General features: G+C 59.5%; 10 protein-coding genes. 5 read left to right on the top strand and 5 right to left on the bottom strand.

Features of this window, described 5'->3' with window-relative positions; genetic code table 11:
* Positions 1–232 precede the first annotated feature (232 nt).
* Both FGQ61_RS09190 and FGQ61_RS09185 read right to left on the bottom strand, forming a co-directional pair.
* A complete protein-coding gene (locus FGQ61_RS09190) occupies positions 233–2008 on the bottom strand; it encodes a carbohydrate-binding domain-containing protein (RefSeq protein WP_161145036.1) in 1776 nt (591 codons plus the stop codon).
* A 208-nt stretch (positions 2009–2216) separates the two neighbouring features.
* The gene (locus tag FGQ61_RS09185; RefSeq protein ID WP_138375321.1) at positions 2217–3527 is read right to left on the bottom strand and encodes an NCS2 family permease; all 1311 of its coding nucleotides are present in this window, start codon (positions 3525–3527) and stop codon (positions 2217–2219) included.
* Positions 3528–3720: 193 nt separating this feature from the next.
* Between FGQ61_RS09185 and FGQ61_RS09180 the strand changes: the two genes are divergently transcribed.
* A complete protein-coding gene (locus FGQ61_RS09180; RefSeq protein WP_138375320.1) occupies positions 3721–4140 on the top strand; it encodes a peptide deformylase in 420 nt (139 codons plus the stop codon).
* 130 nt (positions 4141–4270) lie between these two features.
* A complete protein-coding gene (gene bsh, locus FGQ61_RS09175; protein ID WP_138375319.1) occupies positions 4271–5236 on the top strand; it encodes a choloylglycine hydrolase in 966 nt (321 codons plus the stop codon).
* Positions 5237–5315: 79 nt separating this feature from the next.
* Here the strand turns inward: bsh and FGQ61_RS09170 are convergent, their stop codons facing one another.
* Both FGQ61_RS09170 and FGQ61_RS09165 read right to left on the bottom strand, forming a co-directional pair.
* A complete protein-coding gene (locus FGQ61_RS09170) occupies positions 5316–7565 on the bottom strand; it encodes a KUP/HAK/KT family potassium transporter (protein WP_138341132.1) in 2250 nt (749 codons plus the stop codon).
* 140 nt (positions 7566–7705) lie between these two features.
* Positions 7706–8617, bottom strand: coding sequence for a DMT family transporter (locus tag FGQ61_RS09165; RefSeq protein WP_138375318.1), 912 nt, complete (start codon positions 8615–8617; stop codon positions 7706–7708).
* Between the two features lie 118 nt (positions 8618–8735).
* On the opposite strand from FGQ61_RS09165, the gene FGQ61_RS09160 reads away from it, so the two are divergent.
* The gene (locus FGQ61_RS09160; protein WP_249360971.1) at positions 8736–9593 is read left to right on the top strand and encodes a LysR family transcriptional regulator; all 858 of its coding nucleotides are present in this window, start codon (positions 8736–8738) and stop codon (positions 9591–9593) included.
* A gap of 202 nt (positions 9594–9795) precedes the next feature.
* On the top strand, positions 9796–11277 hold the full coding sequence (locus FGQ61_RS09155) for an aminotransferase class I/II-fold pyridoxal phosphate-dependent enzyme (RefSeq protein WP_117757320.1): 1482 nt from the start codon (positions 9796–9798) through the stop codon (positions 11275–11277).
* Between the two features lie 195 nt (positions 11278–11472).
* Here the strand turns inward: FGQ61_RS09155 and FGQ61_RS09150 are convergent, their stop codons facing one another.
* On the bottom strand, positions 11473–11883 hold the full coding sequence (locus FGQ61_RS09150) for a peptide deformylase (RefSeq protein WP_138375316.1): 411 nt from the start codon (positions 11881–11883) through the stop codon (positions 11473–11475).
* A 210-nt stretch (positions 11884–12093) separates the two neighbouring features.
* Between FGQ61_RS09150 and FGQ61_RS09145 the strand changes: the two genes are divergently transcribed.
* Complete coding sequence (locus FGQ61_RS09145; RefSeq protein ID WP_138375315.1) at positions 12094–13005, top strand: hypothetical protein; 912 nt, start codon at positions 12094–12096, stop codon at positions 13003–13005.
* Positions 13006–13268 lie beyond the last annotated feature (263 nt).

The following is a 13268-nucleotide window of genomic DNA, read 5'->3' as shown; positions in this document are numbered from 1 at the left end:
CATGCGAACCTCCAGTCCGGACCGCTTCACGGTCCAACTTTCTGTCCGCACCCCCAAATGGGGGAGAAATAGGCCGCACGCCGGCGCAGGGACCGGCGCTAAAAGAAAAGCGCGGGGCCGCATGGCGACTCCGCGCTTTATTGTTCAGCTTTTGCAGCCTTGCCCTTACGCTACGAAGAAGTAGACGAGGAAGGCAAGGGCCGCGATCCACCCGTCCCGTGCGAAAAAGTGTTTACGAGCGCTTGCGGCTCACCACGGCGCCCGCGGCGATGGCGGCTGTTCCCGCAAGGGCGGCTGCCACGATGGCTGCGCTCGAGGCGTCGCCGGTTGCTGCGAGTTTGCCGGCGATCTTTGCTCCCGTGGCTGCAACTGCAACGGTCTTGGTCGTCTTCGTGCCCTCGGACTTGGAACCCTCGGGCTTGGTCTCGCCTGGCTTCTCCTCGGGTTTGATCTCCTCGGGAGGCGCGATGACCGTGCTCTTGGCGACAGCTTCGTTATAGGGGGAGTCGATCACAGCGTCGCCCGTGCCGATGGTTTGACCCACCACGTAGAAGATGCCGTCATCGAGTTCTTCCTTGTTGCGATAGCCAATGATCTTGCCGCCTGTGGGCGTCTGTATGGGAGCGCCTTCGATCTCGATGGTGCCGATTGTCTCGCCGTCCGCGCTCACGGCAAGGGCGAAGATTGCCGCCGTGTCTCCCTCAGCTGTGACCTTACTGCGGACAATCGAGATGGTCGCGGGCGTGATGCCCTCCTTGGTCCGGGCAAAGATGCCGATGTTCATGCCCCTATGCTCGGGAATGACCGCGCCACTTTGGTCGTTGCTGTAGTGATCGGGGCCGTCGCTACCGGACTCGACATAGCGGGCTATAGCCTTGACAACGGAGTCACTAATGTAGATGTGACCACCCGCTTCGTTGGGGTAGTAGTTTCTGGTGAAGATTGCGGTCGAGAACTGGCCTTCTGCGAACGCATCCACGATCGAGCCGTTCTTGATGACGATGTCGTCCTCGTCGGTGAAGAGGGCGCTGGCTTCATCGTTCCCTGCACTTGCACGGACCGTTACGGTTGCGCCATCGAACGTGATGCCCTTGTAGACATAGATGCCATACCCAACGCCACTTGCGTTGAGGGAAGCGTTCGTGACCGTGAGGCTGTTTTTACCGTCGATGGTGGCGTCTTCCTCGGAGCTTGCCTTGACCTGGCTGCCACCCGAGATCTCGATGTTGCCGTCGGCCCAAATCGCATTGTCTTTGATAGAGCTTGCCTCTACCTTGCCGCCGCCCTTTATGATGAGGTTCTCGTTAGCATCGATACCCTGATCCTCGGTGGCCTTGGCGGTGACGGTTCCGCTGTTGTCGATCGTGATGTTGCCGTCGGCCCTGATGCCATCCGAATCGCCCGTGGCGTTAACGTTTCCCGAGCCCTTGATGGTGACATCGCCCCCGGCATCGATGGCATCGTGCTCGGTGCTCGTGGCGTTGACAGTGCCAGCGCCGTCGATGTTGATGCTGCCGACGGAAGTGATGGCGTCACGAGAAGATGTCACGTTGAGCGTGCTGGACGCGTCGCCCTGAATATTAAGCTCGGCGTTCTCGTTCGCGCCATCCTTAACCTTGATGCCGCGGCCGTCGCCGTTAGTGACGATGTTGTCGCCCTCGTAGCTCACGTTGAGCTTGCCCGCTGCCTCGATCGCGCCGCCGTTATAGCCGTTGAGCTTCATGTCATCGGCGCCGTCCCAGCTCCAGGTGCCGGCGGCGTCTCCCGCGGGCCCCGCGGCCGCTTCGTGGCGGACGCCGCCGACGTCCACCCACTCGGCCGCGAGCGAGACGCTCGGCATGAGCAGCGAGCTCACCGTGAGCGCGCAGGCCAGGCCGCAGACGATGCGGCGCGTCACGCGGCGCCAGCTGCCGTGTGCGAGCAGCGTGCGACGGCACACGTCGGGCTCGACAAAATGGGCTCCAGAGGTTTTGTCATTGCGATTGGGGGTCGTGAACAAGGCGGCCATGGTCACTCCCATCCTCATAGGGCCTATGCGATTAAGCCCAGCATATCTGCAGGATGTAGCCGGCGGTAGTGCCGTTTGGAGGGCAAAATGTCCAAAACTTGGGAAGCAAAACATCGCGCGTCTGTGCGTTGCCTGGCTTTAAAAGAAAGGCGCGGAGCCGCTCGATGCGATTCCGCGCCTTGTTGTTTTGCTTTAGCAGACTATGCCGCTACGCTACAAAGAAGTAGACGAGGAAGGCAAGGGCTGCGATCCACATGAGCGGCTTGATCTTGGAGGCCTCGCCCTTAAAGAGCGCGACGATCACGTAGGCGATAAAGCCCAGGCCAATGCCGGCAGAGATGGAGTAGGTGAAGGGCACGCCGGCGACAATCATGAACGCCGGGAAACCCTGCGACACGTCGGACCAGTCGATCTCGGAGGCCTCGCTCATCATGAGGTAGCCGACGTAGACCAGAGCACCGCAGGTGGCGGCGCTGGAAACGATGGTGACGATGGGGGAGAAGAACGCGGCGAGAATGAACAGCACGCCGGTGGTGACGGAGGTGAGGCCCGTGCGGCCACCGTCGGCAGCGCCAGAGGTGGACTCGACGAAGGTGGTGATGGAGGAGACGCCCATGAAACCGCCCACAGCAGCGGCGGCGGAGTCGACGATCAGGATCTCCTTGATATTCTCGACGTTGCCGTCGTCGGTGAGGAACTCGCCCTGCTTGGCCACGGCCATCGCGGTGCCCATGGTGTCGAAGAAGTCACTCATGAGCAGAGAGAACGAGATGACGAGGAGCGCGGGGTCGGTAAGGACCTTGACGATGGCGGGCACGCCGCCGGCGTCGGCGATGGGGCCACCGATGCTCGAGAAGTCGAGCGGGGCGATGATACCGGTCGGAGCCTGGGTCACACCTAGGGGGATACCGGCGATGACGGCGACGACGATGCCGATGAGCAGCGAGCCGGGGACGTTGCGGCAGGCGAGGGCGACTGTCACCAGGATGGAGATGATGCCGACGATGAAGGTGGGGGAGGTGATGTCGCCCAGACCGACGAGTGTGCCGGCGCCAGCGGTGATAATGCCGGCATCGCACAGGCCAATCATGGCGATGAACAGGCCCAGGCCCACCGAGATGGCGTGACGCAGGACAACCGGGATGGCGTCCATAATGGCCTCGCGCAGGCCACAAAGCACGAGCAGCAAGATGACGACGCCCTCAAGGAAGATGACGCTCATGGCCACGTGCCAGTCACCGCCGCAGACGGTGGTGGTGATTCCGGCGATCATCGCGTTGACGCCTAAGCCCGACGCGCAGGCGAGCGGGCGGTTGGCGAAGATGCCCATGCAGATGGTCATGATGCCGGCGCCCAGGCAGGTGGCGCAGGCGAGCGCTCCCGCATCGATGCCGGCGCCCGAGAGCACCGCAGGGTTGACGGCGATGATGTAGGCCATCGCCAGGAATGTTGTCAGTCCAGCGCGAAGTTCGGTCCCGATTGTGGACTTGCGCTCACTGACGTGAAAAAGTTCGTCCATGCATACCCTTTCCTTGTTCGGCCCCGAGTTTAGGCCGATTGACACGAACTCAACTACTATATCGCCTTTGAAAGGCTGATGTTCCTCGCATGTTGATGTTCGGCGCTTTGTAGCAGACAGACGGTATTTTTCGCATGAAAATGTGTGGGTACCGTATACTTAAGCAGTTACAACGACCCCTATGGAGGAACGTATGATTAAAGAGCTCTGCCACGACGAGGCTATTCTGTCCCAGCGTTGCGAGGTTGCGACCGTCGAGGACGAGTCGGTGGCACAGGACCTGATCGATACCATCAAGTCGCTCGACGATGCCGGCTGCCTTGCCGCCAACCAGATCGGCGTCACCAAGAAGGTCTGCGTCTATCTGGACGACGCCGGCGAGCCCCATGTGCTCTACAACCCCCGTCTGGTGTTTGGCCTGGGTGCCAGCAAGATGGAGGAGAGCTGCCTGACGCACGAGGAGGTCACCAAGTCCACGCGCTATATCAAGTGCAAGGTCGCTTATGACGTGATCGTCGACGGCAAGATGCGCGAGCGCAAGCAGGACTTTGTGGGCTTCGAGGCGCAGATGGTCCAGCATATGATCGACCACTGTCTTGGAAAGTTGGTCTAGGGGACCAAAGCACCGCACTTCGTCTCTTTTGGTCCGGGCGTGACATTGTTGTCATGTCCGGGCTTTTGTGTTTAGCGCCTTTTTGTTTGGTGACAATAACCTTAGCAGGAACGTAAAGCTAGGAGGCGCTATGTGCACGAGCATTCGATTTACCGATAATTCTGGCCACATGTATCTGGGCCGCAACCTCGACTGGAGCTTTGACTACGGCCAACAGGTTCGTGTGATGCCGCGCGGGTTCCACATTCCGTATTCGTTTATCGACGATGCGTCGGCGGCACACGCGGTAATCGGCATGTGCATCGATTACAAGAACTACCCTATGTTCTTCGACTGCGGCAACGATGCGGGCCTCGCCGTGGCGGGTCTCAATTTCCCGGGTTATGCCGAGTATGCCGAGGACCCTGTCGACGGCAAGACCAATATCGCGGCCTATGAGTTTCCCCTGTGGGTGGCAGCGACGTTCTCGACGGTCGATGAGGTCGAGACCGCGCTGCGCGACACGGTGATTGTCGCCAAATCTGCCGGAGAGGGGCTGGGCGTGTCGCTGCTCCATTGGATTATCGGCGACAGCCAGCGCAGCATCGTGGTCGAGATGATGGCTGACGGCCTGCATGTATACGACGATCCGGTCGACACCCTTGCCAACCAGCCGACCTTCCCGTGGCACATGGAAAACCTGCGCACCTATATCACAGCCACAAGCGATTTTCCGCAGACGGCGACATGGCGTGGCGCCGAGCTCAAGCCCTATGGCGCGGGTGCCGGCATGCGCGGTATTCCGGGTGATTGCTATTCGCCGAGCCGTTTTGTAAAGGCGGCGTACCTCAATGCCAATTACCCGCAAAAGGAGAGCGAGACCGAAAACGTCGTCCGCATGTTCCGCTCGCTCGAGGGCGTGGTGATGATCGAGGGGGCGTCCAGGATGGGCGATGGCAAGTTCGAGAAGACTATCTACACCGGATGCTTTAGCGCGCGCACGGGCAATTATTACTACGCGATGTATGGGGATCCGTCGATTCGCTACGTGAGCCTGATGGATGCCGAGGGCGCAAGCCCCGATAGGCTCGTGGTTCCCGAGCCGCGTCGTTCGTAGCCGTTAGCTTTACTGCAATGCAAAGCGGCCCTGCGTCTCTCGTGAGGTGCAGGGCCGCTGTCGTTGATTTATGACGTCGCTAGAAGTTGGCGTCGTTGAGCTGGGTGCTCTCGAGTCCGTCGAGTTGCTGTTGCTCGGGCGTATCGGCGACGCTCTCGAGCAGCTCGGTGGGATCGACGTTCATGCTCTTGCCGGCCTCGTTGCCGTTGACCAGGTCGTCCGAGAAGATGTCGACTTCCATTTCCTCGGCCTCTTCAATCTGAACCTCGAGCGGCACCTGGGTGCGCACGAGCTTAACGGCCGGGCGCATGCGGGCAAACAACGGCACGTACTCGATGATGATGGCAGAGTTCTCGAGACCGTACCAGCGCGCCGGGCTTCCGCAAGCGCGGCGGACGGCGTACTTGATGGCCATCACGCGGTGGTCATTGCGGTTGATGTCCGTTTCGGGGGCAAGCATCTTGCGCAGCATGCAAAAACGGAAGTCGCCCACGTTGCCGCGTGTCTCGTAGATGGAGTAGGTGTGATGTTGCGGCGGCAACTCACCCGATGCCATCAGGTCGCCAACGATCTGGCGCAGGTAGGCGTTGATGCGCTGATTGACCTTAAAGCCCAGGTCCAAGCGTACGCGGAACAGGAAGTCTGTGCCAAAGGTCTCGACGGAATACTCGTGCGTATAGGGTTCGTCGGTAACGTGCACGTTAATGAACCAATATGCCTTGGCGCGCTTGGGATGCTTATCCAGGATGGAATAGAGCACGTCGCGGTCGAGTGTGAGCGGGTCGGGGCTGTTGGTGAGAAATACCAGATTGTCGGCGAGCACGGGATAGGTCTCGTCGTTGCGCAGGCGGTTGAGCTGGTCGATGTACTTGGAGACGGGCAGCAAAATCGTCTGCGTGCGCTCGATGGCGGTGCCGCGGCGCCACACGTACATAAGGCCAAACAGCAGTGCGGCCAGGAAGATCATGACGTAGCCGCCGTCAAAGAACATGGTGAGGCACGAGGCGAAGAAGCACAGCTCAATGGCACCAAAGAGCAGGGCGAAGACGCAGGCACCCAGCCTGTGCTTGAGGATGCCGGCGATGTAGCTCGTCAAAAGCGTCGTGGTCATGAGCATGGTCACGGTAATGGCGAGGCCGTAGGCGCTCTCCATGCGCTCGGAGTTTTGGAACAGCAGCACGATGAAGATGCAGCCGACCCACATGATGTTATTGACGAGCGGAATATAGAGCTGGCCCTTGGTGTCGCTGGGGTAGTGGATGCGCAGATGCGGCATAAGGTTGAGACGCGTTGCCTCGGATACCAGCGAGAACGAGCCGGTGATGAGCGCCTGCGAGGCAATGATGGCCGCCACGGCCGAAAGCACGATGGCAAAGGGGCGCAGGGGCTCGGGGAGCATCATATAGAACGGGTTGACGATATCCATCGCGAGCAACTGGGGATTGGAATTGTTGGCGAGCAGCCAAGCGCCCTGACCCAGGTAGTTAAGGATAAGCGCCGCTTTAACAAACGGCCAGGATGCGTAGATGTTGGCCTTGCCCACGTGGCCCATGTCTGAATAGAGCGCCTCGGCGCCGGTCGTCGACAGGAAGACAAAGCCGAGCACCATGATACCCGAGTGGTTGATGGGCGAGAACAGGAACATGACGCCGCGGATGGGGTTAAGCGCGCGCAAGATGGACAGGTTGCCGAGCATGTTGAATAGACCGGCGCCTGCCAGGAACAGGAACCACAGCGTCATGAGCGGACCGAACAGCTTGCCGATTGACGAGGTGCCAGCGCGCTGCATGGCAAACAGGCCACAGATAATGATGATGGTAATAATGATGACGTTAGTTTGCCCGTCACCCAACAGCGCGTGGCCCCACTCGATGGTGCGCAGACCCTCGATGGCCGTGGTAACCGTGACGGCGGGGGTGAGGATGCCGTCGGCGAGCAGTGCCGCACCGCCGATCATGGCGGGGAGAATCAGCCACGGTGCCACCTTGCGTACCAGGCTAAACAGGGCGAAGATGCCGCCTTCGTTGTGGTTGTCGGCCTTCATGGCGATTACCACGTACTTGACCGTGGTCACGAGCGTCATGGTCCAGATGACGAGCGAAAGCGCGCCCAGGATCATGTCCTCGCTGACGGTACCGATGCCGCCGTTGTTGGCGACGATTGATTTCATGGTGTACATGGGGCTCGTGCCGATGTCGCCATAGACGACGCCGAGCGTTACGAGCAGCATGCCAGCGGAGAGGGGGATGGCTCCGTGCCCGCCTTGACCACGCTGGTCTTGGGGGTTTGCCTCCAGTTTGTTGTGTGCCACGTGGACTCCCTTAGACATCCGGTTGTCTGTCTAGGACAGATAATCTTTATGCCGTCTTTATACATACAAGAGCAGTTTGGCACATCAGGTTATTTTAGACAATAATCCCCAGCTGGGGATTATTTATGTGCGCAGGTAGCATTTCAAAGCAGGGGCTTTTAAGCGCGTGCCGCTTGGGCGATGCTTGCTTTGGTGTCTGCGCGTTTGCCGGCGAGTTCGCAAAAGAGCGCGCCGCCGATGATAAGTGCGGCACCCATCAGGCGGACCGGTGTTATGGTTTCGCCCAAAAGGACGGCCGAGAACACGACGGCCGAAAGCGGCTCGAGGTAGCCGACGACGGCGACGGTCTGCACGGGCAGTTTGGCGACAGCACTAAAGTAGAGCAGGCAGCCAATGCCGGTGTTGACAATGCCGAGCATGGCAACGGCGCGCCAATCGATGCCGGCGGCAATGCTGGGGGAGAGGAACGAGGGGGCACCCTGCGTGAAGAGCGTAAGGATCAACGCGGTTACAAAGGCGGCGCTCACCTGGAGCGCGGAGTTCTCGAGACCCTCGATGTGCGGCGCACCCTTGCTGGCGATGACCATCAGTGCATAGCAAAATGCCGAGGCGATGCCGCAGACGATGCCCGCAATGGGCATGTTGCCGCCTAAACCTTGCGCTGCAATGAGAAAAGCGCCGCAGGCGACGGCGATAAACCCGGCGATTTTGCCACCGGTCAGCTTTTCGCCAAAGATGAGCGGGGAGAGCGCCATGACAATGATAGGGCCGCAGTAGTACAGCAGCGAGGATATGCCGACGCCGATCGTCTGGTAGGCGCGGAACAGAAAAATCCAGCTGGCGCCCAGTGCGGCTCCCGAGAGGAGGAGGGCTGCGGCTTCGCGGGGGCGAGATGGCGCCTGCAACTTATGGCGTTGCGTAGTGACGAGTATGACAACGAGTGAGAGCGCGCCCAAAAACGTGCGCAAGAGCACGATATCGGAGCTCGGCAGCGCGATGGCAGCGGCGATGATGCCGTTGGAGCCAAACAATAGCAATGCTGCTAAGTACGTAAACAGTCCGTTGTTCATGCGCTGACATCCCCTCTATATCCGAGCATGTTCACTATGGGTGAACTGGCTTTAGAAGAAAAGCGAATATAATGCATGGATAACATGACAAAGACTCATGCAAAGGTGGAGGGGTGCCGTGGAAACGAATATTCAAAAGATGCAGGTGCTGCTCGAGACCGTGCGTGCCGGCAGTTTTACGCGCGCCGCCGAGCGCCTGAGCTATTCGCAGTCGGGCGTGAGCCGTATGGTGGCCGATCTCGAGGCCGACTGGGGCTTTAAAGTGCTCGATAGAAGCCGCGAGGGCGTAGTGCTTTCTGCCGATGGGCGGCAAATTATGCCGGCGGTCGAGGCGTTATGCGAGGAATTTGTTCGTTTGCAGCGACGGGTGGATGAGATGCGTGGGCTCATGCGCGGCAAAATCTGCATCGGTACGTTTTCGAGTGTGGCGACCCACGTGCTGCCGCCGGTGATTGCGCGCTTTCGTGCCGATTACCCGGATGTCGATTACGAGCTACTGATGGGCGATTACTCGGAGATTGAGCAATGGGTGGCGGAAGGGCGCTGCGACCTGGGCTTTATCCCGCGTGAGCCACGAGAAAACGGCATGGCATCGCGGTCTTTGGTGCGTGATGAGCTGATGGCGGTGGTGCCAGCAGATTCGTTGCTTGCCGCGGCGGAGGTCGTCTCTCTTGTCGATTTGGCAAACGAGCAGTTTATTCTGCTGGAACGAGGTACCGATGACGAGATTACGCCGCTGTTCCGTCAGGCGGGGCTGACGGCGCGCTCCAAGCTGTCGACCTGGGATGACTATGCGATTATGGCTATGGTCGAGGACGGCCTGGGCGTGAGCATTCTTCCGGCGCTCATCTTGCGTCGCTGCCAGTTCGATGTTGCCGTGCGTCCGCTCGAAGGGCATCCCCATCGGCAGATCAACGCCATATATCGAACGGCCGATGTTTCGCTTGCCGCCGCTCGATTCCTTGAATACCTCTAAATGAGCGCACACCGTTGTCGCTTTGGGATAAATCTCGAGGTTTGGCTCATTTTATTTTTGAAATTGAACTTTCGAATGAGGTGCCGCGTTATACTGCTGCCTAAATTGAACCTTGGTTCAATTCGTATTCTATAAATTGAACTTTGCCAGCAAGGAGGTTCTAGTGGCCCAAGAGACGTTTAGCGATCGCCTGCGACAGACTATGTCCGATCGCGACGTTCGCCAGTCGGACGTAATCCGCGCATCGGAGATGCTCGGCAAAAAACTCGGCAAGAGTCAGATGAGCCAATATGTGAGCGGCAAGACGATCCCGCGGCGCGATGTGGCTGAGCTGCTCGCCCGTATTTTGGAGGTCGATGTTACCTGGCTGCTTGCCGGCGACGCCGATCAAGGCGAGGCATCATCACCCCGCAACGATTCCAAGCCCGAACCCCATCCCTCAGCTCAAATTGCAAGGAGCACCACCATGCGTACTTTTTCTAAATCCACCAAGCTCGATAACGTCCTGTATGACGTGCGCGGTCCCGTCGTCGACGAGGCCGCCCGTATGGAGGACGAGGGCGAGCGCATCCTCAAGCTCAATATCGGTAACCCGGCGCCCTTCGGTTTCCGCACGCCCGATGAGGTCATCAAGGACATGCGCCAGCAGCTGCCCGACTGCGAAGGCTATTCCAATTCGCGCGGCCTGTTCTCCGCGCGCAAGGCGATCATGCAGTATTCGCAGATCAAGGGCCTGCCCAATGTTCAGATGGAGCATATCTACACGGGCAACGGCGTGTCCGAGCTCATTCAGCTTTCGATGAACGCGCTGCTCGACAATGGCGACGAGATTCTGATCCCCAGCCCCGACTATCCGCTCTGGACGGCGTGCGCAACCCTTGCTGGCGGTCATCCCGTGCACTATCTATGCGATGAGCAGGCGGATTGGTATCCCGACCTGGAGGATATGGAGTCCAAGATCACGAGCGCGACCAAGGCCCTCGTCATCATCAACCCCAACAACCCCACGGGCTCTGTCTATCCGCGCGAGGTGCTCGAGGGCATCGTCGAGGTTGCGCGCAGGCATCAGCTGATGATCTTTGCCGATGAGATCTACGACCGCCTGTGCATGGACGGCTACGAGCACGTCTCGATTGCCTCGCTCGCCCCCGATCTGCCCTGCGTTACCTTTAGCGGCCTGTCCAAGTCGCACATGATTGCGGGCTATCGCATTGGCTGGATGGTGCTTTCGGGCAACCAGCGCTGCATGAGCGACTTCATCATGGGCATCAACATGCTCTCCAACATGCGCCTGTGCTCCAACGTGCCGGCTCAGTCGATCGTTCAGACGGCACTCGGTGGCCATCAGTCCGTCAACGACTATATCCGTCCCGGCGGTCGTGTTTACGAGCAGCGCAACTTTGTGTATGAGGCGCTCAACAAGATTGACGGCATCTCGGTGGTTAAGCCGCGTGCGGCGTTCTATATCTTCCCCAAGATGGATGTTAAGAAGTTCAACATCACCGATGACGAGCAGTTTGCCCTCGACCTGCTGCACGAGAAGAAGATCCTGATCACGCGTGGCGGCGGCTTCAACTGGGCTGAGCCCGACCACTTCCGCATCGTCTACCTGCCGCGCATGGAAGTGCTCAAAGAGTCCCTCGAAGACCTGGCCGACTTCTTCGACCATTATCGTCAGTCGTAGGGGACAGAAGCTCCGTACGATAAAAAGCTCCCTGCAGTTGCTTGGCTGCAGGGAGCTTTTTTGTGGACCCGTGGGGCGTGGGACAAAATAATCAGTAGTTCTTGTCCCAGGTTCGAAAGAAGTATCGAACTTGTTGCCGTAGGCGACCCTGGGACAAAAACTACTGATTATTTTGTCCCACGTGGCGTTCTTGAACTAAATAACAATCCCGTTGCAATGGTCGATTTCGTGTTGGATGATCTCGGCGGTGTAGCCCGAGAAGTTTTTGATGCGGTGGACGAAGTTCTCGTCCAGATACTCCACCTTAATGCGGCGATAACGGGTACAGGGGCGCTCTCCAACCAGCGAAAGGCATCCTTCGCTCGTCTGATAGGCATTGACCTGCTCAAGAATTTGAGGGTTGTACATCAGGAGCGCCCTGTTGCCGTCCTTTACGCAGATGATGCGTTTGCGCACGCCAATCATATTGGCGGCGAGGCCCACGCACTCGTGCTCATGCTCATGGAGCGTATCCAGGAGGTCCTGCCCGGTCACGGCGTCATCGGGGCCCGCGTCTTCGGAAGGCAGGCGCAAAAAGAACTCGGATTTCATGATGGGTTTGATCATGGCGGGCTCCTTATGGTGGGCGTTTGATTCAAATCATGATACCGCGACATGTCGCATTAATGTGTGCACATAGATTCTGCAGCTAGATTGACGGACGACACCATAAACTAATGGACGTTTTGCCGAGAGGCATGATTTATAAGCGCAAAGAGTGCGCGACGGGCCCCGCGAATGGGGCGATGATGCCCGAGAGGGCCAAGAAGGAGTCTCATGTCTGAGAACGAAGAGATCATGAACGAGACCGAGAACGAGACCATGGCTGCCGAGGTTGAGGCAGTCGAGACCGTGGAGACCGAAGCTGCCGAGGTTGAGGCTGCTGACGAGGTTTCCGCCGAGGAGGAGGCCGAGGTTGTCGAGGCCGCCGCTGATTACGATGACGAAGAGCTGATGGACAAGATGCAGAAGGCCGCCCGCCTGCTGCGCAGCCGTCGCTTTGCTATTTCCAAGGAGGAGGAGGCCAAGGCCGAGCGCATGGCGAACATCGAGCGCGCCATCAAGCTCCTTGACCTCAAGCCCAAGATGGAGCAGAAGGAGATGTCCGACCTGCTGGGCATGCGCCTTCGTGAGCTCGATGGCCTGATGGCCGAGGCCGAGGCTGCCGACCTGGTCGGTCGCATCGACGACGCCGAGGGCGACATGCGCAAGATCGTCGTCTTCGCTGCTGAGGATGCTGCCGAGGGCCTGACCGAGCTTGCCAACAAGAAGGAGAAGCTCCTGCCCGAGCTTTCTTACGAGGAGGCCACCGAGCTGATGGCTGCCCTCGATAAGGTTATCGCTCCGCTCGTCGCCATGGGCCTGGACGAGGACCGCGGTCCTCGCGGCGGTCGTGACGATCGCGGTGGCCGCGGCGGCGACCGTGGCGGTCGCGGCGGCTTTGGCGATCGCGGTGGCCGCGGCGGCGACCGTGGCGGTCGCGGTGGCGACCGCGGTGGCCGTGGCGGCTTTGGTGACCGTGGTGGCGACCGTGGTGGTCGCGGCGGCTTCGGCGGCAACCGTGGTGGCTATGGCGACCGCGGTGGCAACCGTGGCGGCTTTGGCGGTAACCGTGGTAACGACCGCGGCGGTCGCGGTGGCGATCGTGGCGGCCGCAACGGCGGCGGCTTCCGCGGCAACCGTTTCTAGGGGTTACGCGGTTTTACCAAACCGCGTAACCGGTTGACGCTGCGCGCCCACCAGAGCGACAACTTGTCATTCAAAGAGGACGGCATGACCAGAAGGTCTATGCCGTCCTCTTTTCATGCCAATTTGTTCGCTCTGGCGGGCGCTCGCTGGCGTTTGCTCAACATGCGACGCCTTCTTGTTTCAAGGCACCTTGCTCGCTCTGGCGGGTTTTCGCTCATATGACCCAATCCGCTGTCAAGAGCCACAATGGCCCCGCCGACCGC

The organism is Collinsella aerofaciens (assembly GCF_005844325.1).
Lineage (GTDB): Bacteria > Actinomycetota > Coriobacteriia > Coriobacteriales > Coriobacteriaceae > Collinsella > Collinsella aerofaciens_G.
This window is presented reverse-complemented; position numbering and strand designations above follow the sequence as displayed.

What these genes read in the sequence shown, in the direction of transcription:
- FGQ61_RS09190 (WP_161145036.1), bottom strand. Translation starts at nt 2,008, where the DNA reads ATGGCCGCCTTGTTCACGACCCCCAATCGCAATGACAAAACCTCTGGA.
- FGQ61_RS09185 (WP_138375321.1), bottom strand. Translation starts at nt 3,527, where the DNA reads ATGGACGAACTTTTTCACGTCAGTGAGCGCAAGTCCACAATCGGGACC.
- FGQ61_RS09180 (WP_138375320.1), top strand. Translation starts at nt 3,721, where the DNA reads ATGATTAAAGAGCTCTGCCACGACGAGGCTATTCTGTCCCAGCGTTGC.
- bsh (WP_138375319.1), top strand. Translation starts at nt 4,271, where the DNA reads ATGTGCACGAGCATTCGATTTACCGATAATTCTGGCCACATGTATCTG.
- FGQ61_RS09170 (WP_138341132.1), bottom strand. Translation starts at nt 7,565, where the DNA reads ATGTCTAAGGGAGTCCACGTGGCACACAACAAACTGGAGGCAAACCCC.
- FGQ61_RS09165 (WP_138375318.1), bottom strand. Translation starts at nt 8,617, where the DNA reads ATGAACAACGGACTGTTTACGTACTTAGCAGCATTGCTATTGTTTGGC.
- FGQ61_RS09155 (WP_117757320.1), top strand. Translation starts at nt 9,796, where the DNA reads ATGTCCGATCGCGACGTTCGCCAGTCGGACGTAATCCGCGCATCGGAG.
- FGQ61_RS09150 (WP_138375316.1), bottom strand. Translation starts at nt 11,883, where the DNA reads ATGATCAAACCCATCATGAAATCCGAGTTCTTTTTGCGCCTGCCTTCC.
- FGQ61_RS09145 (WP_138375315.1), top strand. Translation starts at nt 12,094, where the DNA reads ATGTCTGAGAACGAAGAGATCATGAACGAGACCGAGAACGAGACCATG.